A 14,470-nucleotide genomic window follows, 5' to 3' on the forward strand; every position below is an offset into this window, starting at 1 on the left:
ATGAGCCTCGCCGACCGCCTCGCCGCTGCCCGTGAGGATGCCGGACCCGAGCCCTCCGAGCCGACGCCGCTCACCGAGCGGATGTCGCAGCTGGGCAAGCAGGACCGGCTCGAGGAGATCAAGGGCACGGTGCACGCCGAGCTCCTCCAGGAGCTGGGACCGCAGCTGTACGACGCCGAGATGGACCAGGACGAGCTCGCCGGCAGGGTCCGCGCCGTGCTGGCCGACGTCCTCGGCGCCCAGGAGAAGCCGCTCAGCCACTCCGACCGAGCTCGCGTGACCCAGGAGATCACCGACGACATCCTCGGCTACGGCCCGATCGAGCCGTTCCTGCGCGATCCCACCGTCTCCGAGGTGATGGTCAACGGCCCGCACCAGGTCTGGCTGGAGCGGAACGGGCGGCTGGAGCCGACCGCGGCGCGGTTCGTCGACGAGTCGCACCTGCGCAGGACGATCGACAAGATCGTGTCCAGGATCGGCCGGCGCGTCGACGAGTCGAGCCCGATGGTCGATGCCCGACTGCCGGACGGCAGCCGGGTGAACGCCGTGGTGCCGCCGCTCGCGGTCGACGGCTCGGCACTGACGATCCGGAAGTTCGCCGCCGACCCGCTCGGCGCCGACGACCTGGTGGCGAACGGCACCCTCACTCCCGGGGCTCACGACTTCCTCTCGGCGTGTGTCCGCGGGCGCCTCAACATCATCGTCTCCGGCAGCACCGGCGCCGGGAAGACCACCACGCTGAACGTGCTGTCGTCGTTCATCCCCGAGGACGAGCGGATCGTCACCATCGAGGACGCCGCCGAGCTGCAGCTCAAGCAGGAGCACGTCGTCCGGCTGGAGTCGCGGCCGCCGAACATCGAGGGGCGCGGCGCGATCGACACCCGCGACCTGGTGCGCAACGCGCTGCGCATGCGCCCCGACCGGATCGTCGTCGGCGAGGTCCGGGACGCGTCCGCCCTGGACATGCTCCAGGCCATGAACACCGGCCACGACGGCTCGATCTGCACCGTCCACTCGAACGGGCCGCGCGACACGCTGTCCCGGATCGAGACCATGGTGCTGATGGCCGGCATGGACCTGCCGATGCGGGCGATCCGTGAGCAGATGGCCTCCGCGATCGACGTGATCGTGCACCAGACCCGCTTCAAGGACGGCTCGCGACGGGTCACGCACGTCACCGAGGTCGAGCGGATGGAGGGCGACGTCGTCACCCTCCAGGACGTGTTCGTGCTCGACCGCGCGGGGGGCACGCTGGTGCCCAGCGGGCTGCGGCCCAAGGTGCTCGAGAAGCTCGCGTACGCCGATGTGGAGGTCGACCCTGCCCTGTTCGCCGTGCCTCCGACCCCGCCCGCGAGGCGCCGGTGAGCTGGCAGCTGGTCGTCGGCGCCGCGGCCCTGGGCCTCGGCGTCCTCGCCGTGCTCGTGCTCCTCGTGCCGGCATCGGGCCCACGGGCGATGTCGGCCGAGGAGCGGGTGACGACGTACGCAGGGCCGGGCGCCGACATCGCGGCCGCGGCGGCCGCCCACCGCCCCGGCGCGGTCGCCCAGGCGACCGGCGCGGCCGCCCACGTGCTGGGCAGCAACCGCGGCCTCGAGCAGCGGATCCACCACCGGCTCGAGGGGGCGGGCAGCCGGCTCACCTCGGCCGAGTGGCTGCTCCTGCACACCGCGATCTTCGTGCTCGCCGGCCTCGCCGGGCTGCTGCTCGGCGGCGGGAACGTGCCCCTCTTCCTGCTGGTCGGCGCGCTCGGCGCGATCGGACCCTGGCTCTACCTCGGGATCCGGCACGGGCGGCGCCGCAAGGCCTTCGCGGCGGCGGTCCCGGACACGCTGCAGCTGATGTCGGGCTCGCTGGCGGCCGGCCTGTCGCTGGCCCAGGCCGCGGAGACGGTGACCCGCGAGGGCTCCGAGCCGGTCTCGGGCGAGTTCCGCCGCGCATTGGTCGAGACCCGCCTCGGCGTACCCCTCGAGGACGCGCTGGAGGGCGTGGCGCAGCGCTTCGACAGCGACGACCTGCACTGGGCGGTGATGGCGATCCGGATCCAGCGGGAGGTCGGCGGCAACCTGGCCGAGCTGCTCGACACGGTGGCCGCGACGATGCGCGAGCGGGAGTACGTCCGGCGCCAGGTCAGCGCGCTCTCCGCGGAGGGCCGGCTGTCGGCGTGGGTGCTCGGCTGCCTGCCGGTGCTGTTCCTGCTCTACATGCTGCTGGCGAACCGCGCGTACATCATGCCGCTGTTCACCGACCCGCGTGGCCTGGTGCTGTTCGGATTCGGGACCCTCCTGATGGCCGTCGGCGTGTTCTGGATGAGCCGCATGGTGAAGGTGGAGGTCTGACGTGGTCCTCCTGCTGGGCGCGCTCCTCGTTGCGGTCGCGATCGGGCTGCTGTCGGTCGCGCTGCGGGAGGAGCCCGACCAGCGGGGTGTGGCGCGGTCGCTGGCGCTCGTCGAGGCCTCCTCGACGGCGCCTCAGCGGCTGCTCGAGGATGCGCGTCCGCCGTTCCGCGAACGCGTCCTCGACCCCGCCCTGGACTGGTTCCGGGGGCTCGGCCGGCGCCTGGCCGGCGCGGACGCACCCGAGCGGATCCGTCGCCGCCTGGACCTGGCCGGCAACCCGCCCGGGTGGAACGTGGACCGCGTCCTGACCTGGACCGTGCTCGGCGCGCTCGCGGGAGCCGGCGGCGCGGGCGTGCTCGGGCTGCTGCTCGGCGCCTCGGTGCCGGTGCTGCTCGTGCTCGTCGCGGGGGGTGCCGTGCTCGGGTTCTACTCCCCCGGACTGCTCCTGTACCAGCGCGCGTACGACCGCTCCGAGCAGGTGCGCCGCGCGCTCCCCGACGCAATCGACCTGCTCACGATCAGCGTCGAGGCCGGGCTCGGGTTCGACGCGGCCGTCCAGCAGGTCGCGCACAACACCGAGGGACCGCTCGCCGACGAGCTCTCGCGGGTGATCCGCGAGATGCAGCTCGGCCAGGGCCGGGCCGCGGCACTGCGCGGCCTCGCCGCCCGCTCGAACGTCCCCGAGCTGCGCGCCTTCGTCGGCGCCATGGTGCAGGCGGACTCGCTCGGCATCCCGATCGCGCAGGTGCTGCGCGTCCAGTCTGCCGAGATCCGCGTGAAGCGCCGTCAGCTGGCCGAGGAGCGCGCCCAGAAGGTGCCGGTGAAGATGACCATCCCGCTGATCTTCTGCATCCTGCCCTGCCTGTTCGTCGTCGTCCTCGGGCCGGCGGCACTGAGCATCATGGACTCGTTCGGATGAACCGGCTCGTCAGGATCACCCGCCTCGCGGCCATCGTCGTGCTGCTCGCCCCCGCGCTGTGGACCCGCGACCTCACGGCAGTGGTCGCACTGCTCGCCATCGGGGGCCTGTGGTTCGTCGCCGAGCTGGTCGACCTGCCCGGCGGGTGGGCCTCGATCGCGATCGAGTCGCTTGCGCTCGGAGCGCTCTGCGGCGCCACGCTGCCGACGACCACCGCGGTCCTCGCCACGCTGGTGGTCCCACCCTTCACCGCGGGCGTACGCCGGGGGTCGCGCGGCTCCGGGTTCTCGCTCGCCGTGGAGCTGGCCGCTGCCGTGGTCGCCGCCCTGCTCGTCGGCGACCGGATGTCCGGCACCGAGGTCCGCGCGCTCACGACCTGGGCGTTCGCGGCGGTCGGGTTCGCGATGATCGCGGCCTTCCTGCACTCGGCCCTGCGTCGCGACCCGGATCCTCTGACGCCGTACCACGACGCCCGGGAGCTGATCCGCCAGCTGATCAGGGTGTCGGACGGACTCAGCTCCGGACTCGACCCGACCACGCTGGCCACGACCCTGCTCGACGCCGTCCGCGACGAGCTGCCGACGACCGCGCTCGTCCTGTACGTGCCCCGCGGGCCGGACCTGACCCCTCTGGTGTCCACTGCCCAGGCGCCTGCCGTCACCGAGGTCGCGCTCAACTGCTGGACGGGCAGGGAGCCGGTGCTCGACGGACCTGCGTTCGCGTTCCCGCTGACTGCTGACGACAGCGTGGTCGCGGTCGTTGCCGGCCGGTTCTCCGAGCGCGTCGACCCCACCGGCATCGGGCTGGCGGACCGCGTGCGCGAGCTCGGCAGGCGGCTCGGCCCCAGCGCGGTCCGGCTCGACACCGCGCTGTTGTTCGCCGAGCTGCGCGACCGGGCCGCCGCGACCGAGCGGCGCCGGCTGGCCCGCGAGATGCACGACGGACTGGCCCAGGACATCGCCTCCCTCGGCTACCTCACCGACGCGCTGGCGGCGACCCCGAGCTCGCCCGAGCAGGCGGCCCGGATCGATGCGCTCCGGAGGAGCATCACCGCGGTCGTGGCGGAGGTGCGCAGCTCGGTGGTCACCCTGCGCACCGGGGTCGGCGAGGCGGCCAGCCTGGGCGCCGCACTCGGCACGGTGGCGCGGAACCTGACCGAGTCGTTCGGCGTCCCCGTGCACGTCACGCTGGACGAGCGGGAGACCCGGCTCCGTCCGGAGATCGAGGCGGAGCTGTTCCGGATCGCCCAGCAGGCGATGAGCAACGCGGTGCGCCACGCGGGCGCCACGGCCATCCACGTGCACTGCCGGGTGCGGCCACCGGGGGCGGTCATCACCGTGGCCGACGACGGCCGCGGGCTTCAGCCCGCGCGCCCGGACTCCCAGGGCCTCGACATCATGCGCGAGCGCGCCACCCTCATCGGCGCCCGCCTGGACATCGCGGAGCGGCACCCTCACGGCACCACCGTGACCGTCCGTCTGGGAACCCGTGCCACGCCGGCAGCCACCCGGGAGGAGGCGGTCACCGCATGACGACGTCCGTGTTGCTGGTCGACGACCACGAGCTGATCCGCAACGGCCTGGCCGCCGTGCTCGACCTCGAGCCGGATCTCGACGTCCTCGGGACCGCCGGCACCGTCGCGGAGGCCCTCGCGGCGTACGAGGACCTCCGTCCGGGCGTCGTGATCACCGATCTCCAGCTGCCCGACGGCACCGGGCTCGACATCGTGCGCGCGGTGCGGCGCACCGACCTGGCCACCGGCCTGGTGGTGCTCACCCTGCACTCGGGGGACGATCAGATCTTCGCGGCCATGGAGGCCGGCGCGTCCGGGTTCGTCGGCAAGGACGCCCCGGCGGCCGAGGTCGTCCGCACGGCCCGGCACGCCGCGGTGGCGCCGCGCTCGTTCGTCTGCAGCGGGCTGTCCGAGGTCGTGCTGCGCCGGGCCGGGTCCGGCTCGACCCGGCTCTCCGAGCGCGAGCACGAGGTGCTGCTGCTGCTCGCCGACGGCGTCGGGACGGCCGGCATCGCCGAGCGGCTGTTCATGAGCGAGTCGACGGCGAAGTCGCACATCGGGCACATCTACCAGAAGCTCGGCGTCTCGAACCGGGCCCAGGCCCTGGTGACCGCGATGCGGGTCGGCCTGCTCTCGTCGGTCGGCCCGCTCGACGCCTGACCCCGGCGGCTCGACCCCGGCGGCAGCTGCCACCGGGATGGCCCGCGCGTGCCCCGCGACCGATGGCCGATCGACGCGCGGACCTAGTCATAAATGACTAGATGAACCAGGGCGATCGTCCGGTTCGGGTCACCCGTCTGCGGGGAATGTTGTGGTTCCGAGGGGTGAGGGCCCCGGGCACTCGCAAGAACAAGTGGGAGGGAAACCACATGCTCCAGTACATCCGCAACCTGATGAACGGCCACCGGGAGAGGGACGAGCGCGGCGCGTCCGCCGTCGAGTACGGCCTTCTGGTCGGCGGCATCGCCGCCGTCATCGTCGTTCTCGTGTTCGCACTCGGGAGCCAGATCCAGGGCAAGTTCCAGACGACCTGCAACGCCGTCAAGACCGGCGGCGGCACGGCTCAGACCTGCTGAGGCGACGATCATGATGCAGTTCATCCGGAACCTGCTGTCTCGCCATGAGCGCGACGAGCGTGGCGCCTCCGCCGTCGAGTACGGCCTGCTGGTCGGCGGCATCGCCGCCGTCATCGTCGTCCTGGTCTTCGCCCTGGGCAGCCAGGTCAAGGACAAGTTCCAGGGCACCTGCGACGCCGTGAAGACCGGCAGCAGCACGACGGCGGCGACCTGCTGACCTGACGCAAGATCCCCCGAGACCGGAGGCCGTGGACCGCGAGGTCCGCGGCCTCCGGTGTATGTCAGGGTTTCGCTGCCAACTGCCGGGCGATCGCGATCCGGGTCAGGCCCAGCGGGTGCGAGCCGAACCAGAGCTGCGCCCAGGCGGGTGGGGTCGGATCGGCGAGGGAGCGCACCATCAGCTGCCGCTGCACCGCCTGGAAGGCGCCGGGGTCCCGGGTCACCTCGAGCGCGTCGACGTCCGCGCGGGTCTCGATGTGCCGGCTGATGCCGTTCTGGACCGGCATGGAGAGCAGCGTCCCGACCGCGATCAGCGCGAGCACGAGCGGCACGACCTCCGGGTCTCGCATCCGCACGCCACGACGCTCCCCCACTGCCCCGACCACCAGCGCGAGCAGCCCGACCCCGAGGACGGCGCCGGCGGCGCCGAGCAGCGAACCGGTCAGCACGTCGTCGTGCTTGGCGTGCGCGAGCTCGTGCGCGACGACTGAGAGGGTCTGGTCCTCCGGCACGTCGTCGACCAGGTTGTCGTAGAGAACCACGCGGCGGGTGTCGCCGAAGCCGGACACGTAGGCGTTGAGCGTCGTCGTACGCCGGGACGCGTCGGCCACCAGCACGTCGTCGATCGGCACGCCCTCCTGGTCGGCGAGCGCGAACACCTTCGTGCGCAGGTCGCCGTCGGGCAGCGAGGTGAAGCTGTTGAAGAGCGGCTCGACCACGACCGGGTAGCCGAAGGACGCGACCATCACGAAGACGCCGAGGGCGCCACCCGCGACGGCCGGCCAGGCCCGCGGCCAGCGTCGCGCGCACCCGACGAGCACGACCAGCAGCACCGACGTGACGACCGCCGAGACGCCGAACGAGAGGGCGACGTCGCGCGCGAAGCCCGACCAGGCCTGGGTGCTGAGCCCATAGTCGAGGACGTGCCGGCGGGCCAGCACGGCGAGCGGCAGGGTCGCCAGCCGGCCGATCAGCGCGACCACCAGGACCGCGAGCACCACCCGCACCCACCACCAGCCGGGCAGCCTCGCCACGATCCGGCGGCCCCAGCTGCTGAAGCCGAGCACGCACGCCACGACGAGCGAGACCGCGAGCGAGGACCACCCCCAGGTGCGGGCCAGCGCGGAGAAGTCCTCGGCGCGCCGGACCTGCTCCGATGTCAGGACCGAGCTCGCCGCCACCGGCGGCGGCGTCCCGCCCGGGACCGGGTGCCACGGCACGAGCACCGCTGCGATCACCACGAACGCGATGCCCCCGACCGCGGTCACGACCCACGCCACGCGGCGGTCTGCGCTGCTCACCCGGCCAAGTGTTGCAGGAGCGTCCGCCACTGCTCCGTGAAGGCCGGCACGCCGAAGCCGAACGTCGACCGCATCGCGCGGCCGACCGGGGCACCACCGTCCACCTCCCGGTAGAACCGCACCAGTGCGGGCTCCCCGCCGTCCCGGGCGAGCAGCCGGTTGGCGAGCCAGGCGCTCTCGTACGTCGCACCGAGGTCCGGCGTGCGGGTGCCGAAATCGTCCTCGGACGGGAGCGATCGCGGCGCGCCGTCCTTGCGCACCTCGGCGATGATCTGCGACGCGGACCGCGGCACCGGCAGGTCGACGTCACGGAGCGCGACGTAGTCGGCGAAGCCCTCCAGGATCCACAGGGGCATCGGGCTGGTGAACGCACCCGTCGCGACGTGCGTCGCCTCGTGGCTCATCACCACCTGCGCACCGGTCGGCTTCAGGCCGCCGAAGACGTCGGGGTTCACGAAGACGTGCACCGGTGCGTCCGCGGTGAGCTGCCCGTCGTCGGACGTCGTGACCGCGGCGATCTGGTCGTAGCTGCCCGGGTCGGCATCCAGGACCCCGTCCAGCGCCTTCTCGGACGCCGGCACCTCGACCACCAGCCCGCGCCGCCAGTCCGGGAGCACGCGTCGTACGACGGGCACGGCGGTGGCCGCCCGCAGCGCGTACTGCCGCGCCTCGGCCGGCGTCCCGTCGACCAGCACCAGCGTCCCCGGCGTACGCCGTACCTGGAGCGGACCCGACAGCCACAACGGCGACACCCGGTCGCCGCCGCCGAACCCGGTCAGCGCGACCCGGTCGCCGTCGTCCTGGAGAGCCACCAGCACCTCCGCGTGCGCCGGCGCCCGGTCGAACCCGGCGAACCGCCAGGTCGCGTCCGCGGCGGCGTGCCACCCACCGTCGGCGTACGCACCCTCGGCGTCGACGTAGCGCAGCGTGAAGTCCTCCACCCGCGCGGCGCGGGCGTTGGCGACGATGCCGGCCAGGCGGTCGGCGGCCGCGTCGTCGCCCGTCGGCGCGAGCGCGCGAGCGGCGTCCTCGTCACCGGTGCGGACGGCGCGCTCGAAGGCGCGCAGCACCTCGCTCGCGAGTGCCGGCGACGGGCTCGACCGGGTGGCGGCCGGCTGCGTCGGGACGACGTACGGACCGTCGTCGACGACGACCACCCAGGAGACGACGCCGACGGCGACGAGCAGGCACAGCGAAAGACCGGCCACCCACCAGAGGGGACGACCGGTCTTCACGCGAAGGAGTATCTCAGCCGGGGCGGACCGCTCCGACGTACGGCATGGCGTGCAGGCCGGTGACCCGGATGCCGGAGCCGGGGTTCTCGGCGTTCACGATCAGGCCGTTGCCGATGTACATGCCGACGTGGCTGATCGGGCTGTAGTAGAAGACCAGGTCGCCCGGCTGGAGGTCGCTCTCGGCGATGTGCGGCCCGGAGGAGTACTGCGCGCTCGACGAGTGCGGCAGGGCCACACCGGCCTGGGCCCAGGCCATCATCGTGAGGCCGGAGCAGTCGAACGCGTTCGGGCCGGCGGCGCCGTAGACGTAGGCCTTGCCGACCTGAGCCATCGCGTACGCCACGGCGGCCGAGGCCCGCCCCGAGACAGGGATGTCGGAGGGCGTGCGGACCGTGCCGCGGGAGAGGATCTCCTGGCGCTGCTCGGCCTGCAGCTGCCCGAGGAGGGTCTTGGCCTCGGCGAGCTTCTTGTCGGCGGTCGCCTTCTCGGCGCCGAGGTCCTTCTGGAGCTCCGCCACCTGCGCGGCCCGCTTGGCGGTCGCGTCGCTGCGGATGTCGAGCGACTTGAGCTCGGTGGCGTAGTCGTCGAAGAGCTGGTCCTGCATGTCGTTGTACGACGACATGGTGCTCAGCTGCGCGAGGAACTTCTGCGGGTCGTCGGAGAGGACGACCTGGCCCATGGCGGAGAGGCTCTGGCCCTCGTACTGCCGGATGACGGAGTCCTGGACCTGCCGGCGGACCTTCTCCAGCCGGTTGCCCTGGCGACCCTGGTCGGCCTTGAGGAGGCCGAGGTCGCGCTTGAGCGAGGTCAGCTCGAGCTTCGCCTCGTTGTAGCGCTCGGAGGCCTGCTCGGCCTCGTGGTAGAGCCGGTCCACCCGGGCCTGGACGTCGCCGATGTCCGGCTCCGCGCTCGCCGGCGTGGAGGGCATGAAACCCACCACTGCGACGAGGGCACTTCCGGACACCAGGGTGATCAGTCGCTTCCGGGCGTTCAGCACGAGCCGGCGCTCTCCTTGTTACGTCGTACGCCTACCGGGTGAGCTGACGGATTCGGGCACGACATTTGCCCTACCTCCGCATCGCGGAGGATTCACCCCAGTGGTGGTCGTCCGAGCACGGCCACCGGTTGGTTCCCCGGCTCCCGGGCCGGCGAACCGGTCCGAGACTCAGCGCGGTGGCCGCGAGGATCCGAGTGATCCACGGTCCGGCCACCTGAGTGCCACACGTTAACGGGGGTCTCGCAGGACGACCAAACTTTCAACGTAAAAGGTGGGCGTGTTTCGCCGCGAGATGGGCATGAGGTGTCACACAGGTCACACCAGTCACAGCAGTCACAGGGGCGGCCGGCTCATGCGGACTCCACGTGTGGCGTGTCGACCGGCTGGACCAGGCGCAGCGGTGGCACCAGCCCGCCCGCGGCCAGGACGTCGAGCGCGCGGGCGCCGTCGTCGTCGAGACTGAGCTCGGGTGGCGGCCCGAGCAGGACGGTCACCACGCAGTCGTGGCAGTGGAGACCCCGCACCGTGCAGGAGTCGCAGTCGATTCTCGTCATGCCGGGAACGGTCGCAGGCACCACCGACAGTGGGACCGGCCGCCCGGGGCACCGGCGTGTCGCCGCTACCGCGTGACCAGGTCCAGGAGCGCGTCGGGCGGTACGACGCGGGCGCCGTCGCGGGCCACGTCGCGGGCGACCGCCTGGTCAGCGGTGACCACCACGACCACCCGGCCCTCGGGCTCGGCCGCGACCAGGTCGCGGATCACGTCGTCGGCGATCACGCCGCGCGGACTGAACAGCACCCGGACGCCGCGCGGCGCGTTCACCGGCGGTCGGTGGTCGGTCTCGGCGGCGTCGAACACGACGGTGGTCTCGGCACCGGTGCGAGCCACCAGGGGGGCGAGCGAGCCCATCAGGCGGACCCGCTGGGCCTCCAGCGACGAGCTGGGCCACGCGGCCTTGCTCACGTTGTAGCCGTCGACGACCAGGCGGGCGCGCGGCATCGCGAGGTACTGCTCGAGCGACGCCTGGCTCGGCACCCGCTGGCCCGCCTCGGCCACGTCGGCCTCGACCCGGTCCGAGGGCGCGCCGCTCACCTGCGGCAGCGCGAGCTCGCGGCGCAGCCCGGTCGCCGCGTCGATCACGGTCTCCAGCAGGATCCGGGCGCGCAGCGTCACCTCGTCGCGCTCGGCCCGCGCGTCGCGGCGTCCCTCCCGGGCGCCCTCCTCGAGCCGCTCGACCTGCGCGCGCAGCCGCTTGTTCTCCCGCTCCAGCGCCGTGGCGCGCTCCCCCGCGGCCCGTCCGGCGGCGGCGGCCTCCTCGGCCGACGCCCGCGCCTCCTTCTCGGTGACCCGGCTCTCGCCGAGCCTGCGGCGCAGCGCGGTGTTGTCGGCCTTGACCTCGTCGAGCTGCGCCTTGTGCGCAGCACGCAGCTCGCGGGCCGACTGCTCCGCCTCGGCCAGCCGGCTCCGCAGCCGCTCCAGCTCCCGCTCGGTCCGGTCACCGGCCGGGGCCGGCCGCTCGGCGACACGGCGCAGCGCGTCCTCGAAGCCGTCCTCCCAGTGCTCGGGCCGGGTCAGCCAGCGCAGCGCCGCGTCGGCCGCGGGATCGGCCGGGTCCGGCGCCGGTCGCGCGGCGACCTGGGTGCCCACCCGCTCGCGCAGCTCGTCGTCCCCGAGCGCGTCGGCGATCGCGGTCGCCCCCAGCCGGGCCCGGCGCGCGGGGGCGAAGCCGGCCACCCGGCGTACCGCCGGCGGGAGCTTGGGTACGTCGGGGAGCACGTCGGCCGTCAGCGCGACGATCCGGGCGCGGACCGGCTCGGGCAGCTCGGCCAGGGCGGGACCGCGTCGGTCGGTCATGGCGCGGGCTGGTGGCGGGGCACGAGCTCGATCGCGTCGGAGCGCCCGCACCAGCGGCAGGTGACCTGGTCGACCGACTCGCCGTGCACGTCGGTCTCCTCGACCCGGTGCTCCCCCGCGAGGTCGAAGTGCCAGAACTCCGTGGTCCGCTGGGTCCGCGTCACGTCGAACCGGGTGAGGTTGCCGCAGCCGGCGCAGCGCCAGCGCTGGTCGTCAGGGATCGCGGGGCTCATCGCCGGCTCCTCTCTCGTGGTGGCCCCGAGCGTAGTCAATGCCCGGGTCCGCGCGTCGTCCCCGCGAATGTCGGTGGCCGGATCTAGCGTCGAAGCCATGAGCAGCGGCGTCCAGCGTGCGACCTCCCGGTGGGAGTCGCAACGGAGTTTCGACGAGCTGGGGCGTCCGCTGCGGGACATCACGTTCTGCGTCGTCGACCTCGAGACGACCGGCGGGTCGGCCGAGGGCGGCGCGATGATCACCGAGATCGGGGCGGTCAAGGTCCGCGGCGGCGAGGTGCTGGGCGAGTTCCAGACCCTCGTCAACCCCCGCACCGAGATCCCGGCGTTCATCGCGGTCCTGACCGGCATCACCAACACCATGGTCTCTGATGCTCCGCCGATCGAGTCGGCGCTGCCGGCGTTCCTGGAGTTCGCGGTCGGGACCGTGCTCGTGGCCCACAACGCGCCGTTCGACGTCGGCTTCCTCAAGCACTTCGCCGAGCAGCAGGGCCGCCCGTGGCCGCGGTTCGAGGTCCTCGACACCGCCCGGCTCGCGCGCCGGGTCGTCACCCGCGACGACGCCCCGAACTGCAAGCTCTCCTCGCTGGCCAAGGCGTTCGGCTCACCCGTCACGCCCAACCACCGCGCGCTCGAGGACGCCCGCGCCACCGTGCACGTGCTGCACGGGATGATGGAGCGCCTCGGCGGGCTCGGCGTGCACACGCTCGAGGAGCTCCAGACGTTCTCCTCGCGGGTCACCGCGGCGCAGCGCCGCAAGCGGCACCTGGCCGAGGGGCTGCCGCACGCTCCCGGTGTCTACCTGTTCCGCGACGAGCGCGCCCGGGTCCTGTACGTCGGCACCTCGCGCGACCTGCGCACCCGGGTCCGCTCCTACTTCACCGCCTCGGAGACCCGGTCCCGGATGGGCGAGATGGTCAACATCGCCAGCCGCGTCGACGGCATCGAGTGCGCGACCGCCCTGGAGGCCGAGGTGCGCGAGCTGCGGCTGATCGCGGAGCACAAGCCGCGCTACAACCGGCGCTCGCGGTTCCCCGAGAAGGTGCACTTCATCAAGCTCACCCGGGAGCCCTGGCCACGGCTGTCGCTGGTGCGCCGGGTGCTCGACGACGACGCCGACTACCTCGGCCCGTTCGCGTCGAAGAAGACCGCCGAGAAGTGCCTGGCCGCGCTGCACGACACCTTCCCGGTCCGGCAGTGCTCCGACCGGCTGCCGCGCGACCCGTCGCGGGCCCCCTGCGTGCTCGCCGAGATGGGCCGTTGCCTGTCGCCGTGCGACGGCAGCGTCGACGACACGACGTACGCCGCGGTCGTCCGCCAGCTGCGCGACTCCCTGCTCCGCCGCCCCGACGAGGTGGTCGACGCGATCAACCACCGGATGGCCGCCCTCGCCGCCGACGAGCGGTTCGAGGAGGCCGGCATCCACCGCGACCGGCTCTCCGCGTTCGTCCGGGCGGCCGCCCGGACCCAGCGCCTGACCGCCCTCACCCGCTGCCCCGAGGTGGTGGCCGCTCGGCGCGAGGACGACGGGAGGTGGGCGGTCCACGTGGTCCGCTACGGCCGGCTCGCCGCCGCCGGCGTGATCCCGGCGGGCGCGGACGCGCCCTCCTACGTCACCACGCTCCGGCTCTCCGCGGAGACCGTCTCCCCCGCGCCCGGGCCGACGCCGGCGGCGACGGCCGAGGAGACCGAGAAGGTGCTGCGCTGGCTCGAGTCCCCCGGCATCCGCTTGGTCGACGTCGACGGCGAGTGGACCTGCCCGGTCGCGGGCGCCACCCGCCACCTCGCCGTCCACGACGCGGTCAACCAGTCCCGGCTGTCCCTGGTGCCGTTCGCGGAGCGCCGCGGCCTCACGACGGTGCACCAGCCGGCGCGCTGACGGGCTAGGGTCCGTCCTGTGATCACCGCCATCGTCTTCGTCAAGGCAGACGTCGCCCGGATCCCCGAGGTGGCCGAGCAGATCGCCGCCCTCGACGGCGTCAGCGAGGTCTACTCCGTGACGGGGCAGATCGACCTGATCGCGCTGGTCCGGGTGCGCGCGCACGAGGACGTCGCCAGCGTCGTCGCCGACAAGCTGAACAAGGTGCCCGGCGTCAACGCCACCGAGACCCACATCGCGTTCCGCACCTACTCGCGCCACGACCTCGAGTCGGCGTTCTCCCTCGGCCTGGACTAGCCCATGGACTGGCTCGACATCGTCGGGTGGGCCGGCAGCGCGCTGCTGGTCTTCTCGCTCCTCCAGGCGCGCGTGCTGCGCTTCCGGGTGCTGAACACGATCGCCTGCTGTGTGCTGGTGTTCTTCAACGCGTTGATCGGCGTCTGGCCGATGGTCGCGATGAACATCGTGCTCGCCGCGATCAACCTCTGGTTCATCGCGCAGCTGCAGCGGCAGCGCCACGACGAGGCGGCGTTCGATGTGCTGCGGGTGGGCACCGGCGACGACTACCTGCGGCACGTGCTCACCATGCACGGCGACGACATCCGCCAGCACCAGCCCGACTTCACCGCGCCGCAGCCCGACGAGGGCGCCTTCATCGTGATGAAGGGCGACGAGACCGTCGGCGTGGTGGTCGTGCACCGCGACGGCGACGTGGCCCGGGTGGTGCTCGACTACGTGACGCCGAAGTACCGCGACTTCACCCCGGGCGAGTTCGTCTGGCGGCGCAGCGGCCTGCTCAACGGGCTCGGCTTCACCCGGGTGGAGACCTCACCGACGATGGTCGGCGCCTACTACGACAAGGTCGGCTTCCGCAGCAGCGGCTCGGCGTACGTGCTCGACCTCTGAC

At 73.0% G+C, this 14,470-nt stretch carries 16 protein-coding genes and 1 riboswitch; of the genes, 10 read left to right on the forward strand and 6 right to left on the reverse strand.

What is annotated here, in order from left to right:
• The 7 genes from ACVW2K_RS18505 to ACVW2K_RS18535 all read left to right on the forward strand — a co-directional run bounded on the left by ACVW2K_RS18505 (nt 1) and on the right by ACVW2K_RS18535 (nt 6,061).
• Nucleotides 1-1,365: a CpaF family protein gene (locus tag ACVW2K_RS18505; protein WP_457203522.1), complete on the forward strand. Its 1,365-nt coding sequence runs from the start codon at nt 1-3 to the stop codon at nt 1,363-1,365.
• Nucleotides 1,362-2,336, forward strand: a complete 975-nt coding sequence (locus tag ACVW2K_RS18510; protein ID WP_457203523.1) for a type II secretion system F family protein — start codon at nt 1,362-1,364, stop codon at nt 2,334-2,336. Before ACVW2K_RS18505 ends, ACVW2K_RS18510 begins: the two co-directional genes overlap by 4 nt.
• Before the next feature lies 1 nt (nt 2,337).
• The gene (locus ACVW2K_RS18515; RefSeq protein ID WP_457203524.1) at nt 2,338-3,255 is read left to right on the forward strand and encodes a type II secretion system F family protein; all 918 of its coding nucleotides are present in this window, start codon (nt 2,338-2,340) and stop codon (nt 3,253-3,255) included.
• Complete coding sequence (locus tag ACVW2K_RS18520) at nt 3,252-4,787, forward strand: sensor histidine kinase (RefSeq protein WP_028636004.1); 1,536 nt, start codon at nt 3,252-3,254, stop codon at nt 4,785-4,787. The genes ACVW2K_RS18515 and ACVW2K_RS18520 overlap by 4 nt, the downstream gene beginning before the upstream one ends.
• Nucleotides 4,784-5,428 (forward strand): response regulator, encoded by a 645-nt coding sequence (locus ACVW2K_RS18525; protein WP_457203525.1) that lies wholly within the window; start codon nt 4,784-4,786, stop codon nt 5,426-5,428. Before ACVW2K_RS18520 ends, ACVW2K_RS18525 begins: the two co-directional genes overlap by 4 nt.
• Nucleotides 5,429-5,637: 209 nt before the next feature.
• Nucleotides 5,638-5,844, forward strand: coding sequence for a Flp family type IVb pilin (locus ACVW2K_RS18530; RefSeq protein ID WP_457203526.1), 207 nt, complete (start codon nt 5,638-5,640; stop codon nt 5,842-5,844).
• Between the two features lie 10 nt (nt 5,845-5,854).
• Nucleotides 5,855-6,061: a Flp family type IVb pilin gene (locus ACVW2K_RS18535; protein WP_457203527.1), complete on the forward strand. Its 207-nt coding sequence runs from the start codon at nt 5,855-5,857 to the stop codon at nt 6,059-6,061.
• Nucleotides 6,062-6,125: 64 nt separating this feature from the next.
• Here the strand turns inward: ACVW2K_RS18535 and ACVW2K_RS18540 are convergent, their stop codons facing one another.
• From ACVW2K_RS18540 to ACVW2K_RS18565, 6 genes are all read right to left on the reverse strand, one after another.
• A complete protein-coding gene (locus tag ACVW2K_RS18540; protein ID WP_457203528.1) occupies nt 6,126-7,364 on the reverse strand; it encodes a M48 family metallopeptidase in 1,239 nt (412 codons plus the stop codon).
• Nucleotides 7,361-8,599: a hypothetical protein gene (locus ACVW2K_RS18545; protein ID WP_457203529.1), complete on the reverse strand. Its 1,239-nt coding sequence runs from the start codon at nt 8,597-8,599 to the stop codon at nt 7,361-7,363. Before ACVW2K_RS18545 ends, ACVW2K_RS18540 begins: the two co-directional genes overlap by 4 nt.
• A 13-nt stretch (nt 8,600-8,612) precedes the next feature.
• Nucleotides 8,613-9,527: an NlpC/P60 family protein gene (locus tag ACVW2K_RS18550; RefSeq protein WP_457203530.1), complete on the reverse strand. Its 915-nt coding sequence runs from the start codon at nt 9,525-9,527 to the stop codon at nt 8,613-8,615.
• A gap of 81 nt (nt 9,528-9,608) precedes the next feature.
• Nucleotides 9,609-9,780: riboswitch (cyclic di-AMP (ydaO/yuaA leader) on the reverse strand.
• Between the two features lie 166 nt (nt 9,781-9,946).
• Entirely contained in the window at nt 9,947-10,150 is a 204-nt protein-coding gene (locus ACVW2K_RS18555) for a hypothetical protein (RefSeq protein ID WP_036569248.1), read from the reverse strand.
• A gap of 65 nt (nt 10,151-10,215) precedes the next feature.
• Entirely contained in the window at nt 10,216-11,451 is a 1,236-nt protein-coding gene (locus ACVW2K_RS18560; protein WP_457203531.1) for an NYN domain-containing protein, read from the reverse strand.
• A complete protein-coding gene (locus tag ACVW2K_RS18565; RefSeq protein WP_028636011.1) occupies nt 11,448-11,684 on the reverse strand; it encodes a hypothetical protein in 237 nt (78 codons plus the stop codon). Before ACVW2K_RS18565 ends, ACVW2K_RS18560 begins: the two co-directional genes overlap by 4 nt.
• 97 nt (nt 11,685-11,781) lie before the next feature.
• Here ACVW2K_RS18565 and ACVW2K_RS18570 point away from each other — a divergent pair, with 97 nt between their 5' ends.
• Genes ACVW2K_RS18570 through ACVW2K_RS18580 form a run of 3 tightly spaced genes read left to right on the forward strand, consistent with a single transcriptional unit; the run spans nt 11,782 to nt 14,469 of the window.
• Nucleotides 11,782-13,563 carry a DEDD exonuclease domain-containing protein gene (locus tag ACVW2K_RS18570; protein ID WP_036569249.1) on the forward strand — a complete coding sequence of 594 codons (1,782 nt, stop codon included), beginning with the start codon at nt 11,782-11,784 and terminating at the stop codon, nt 13,561-13,563.
• A gap of 18 nt (nt 13,564-13,581) precedes the next feature.
• Nucleotides 13,582-13,860 (forward strand): Lrp/AsnC family transcriptional regulator, encoded by a 279-nt coding sequence (locus ACVW2K_RS18575; protein ID WP_028636012.1) that lies wholly within the window; start codon nt 13,582-13,584, stop codon nt 13,858-13,860.
• 3 nt (nt 13,861-13,863) lie between these two features.
• The gene (locus ACVW2K_RS18580; protein WP_457203532.1) at nt 13,864-14,469 is read left to right on the forward strand and encodes a hypothetical protein; all 606 of its coding nucleotides are present in this window, start codon (nt 13,864-13,866) and stop codon (nt 14,467-14,469) included.
• Nucleotide 14,470: the final 1 nt, after the last annotated feature.

Source organism: Nocardioides sp. HB32 (genome assembly GCF_054058995.1).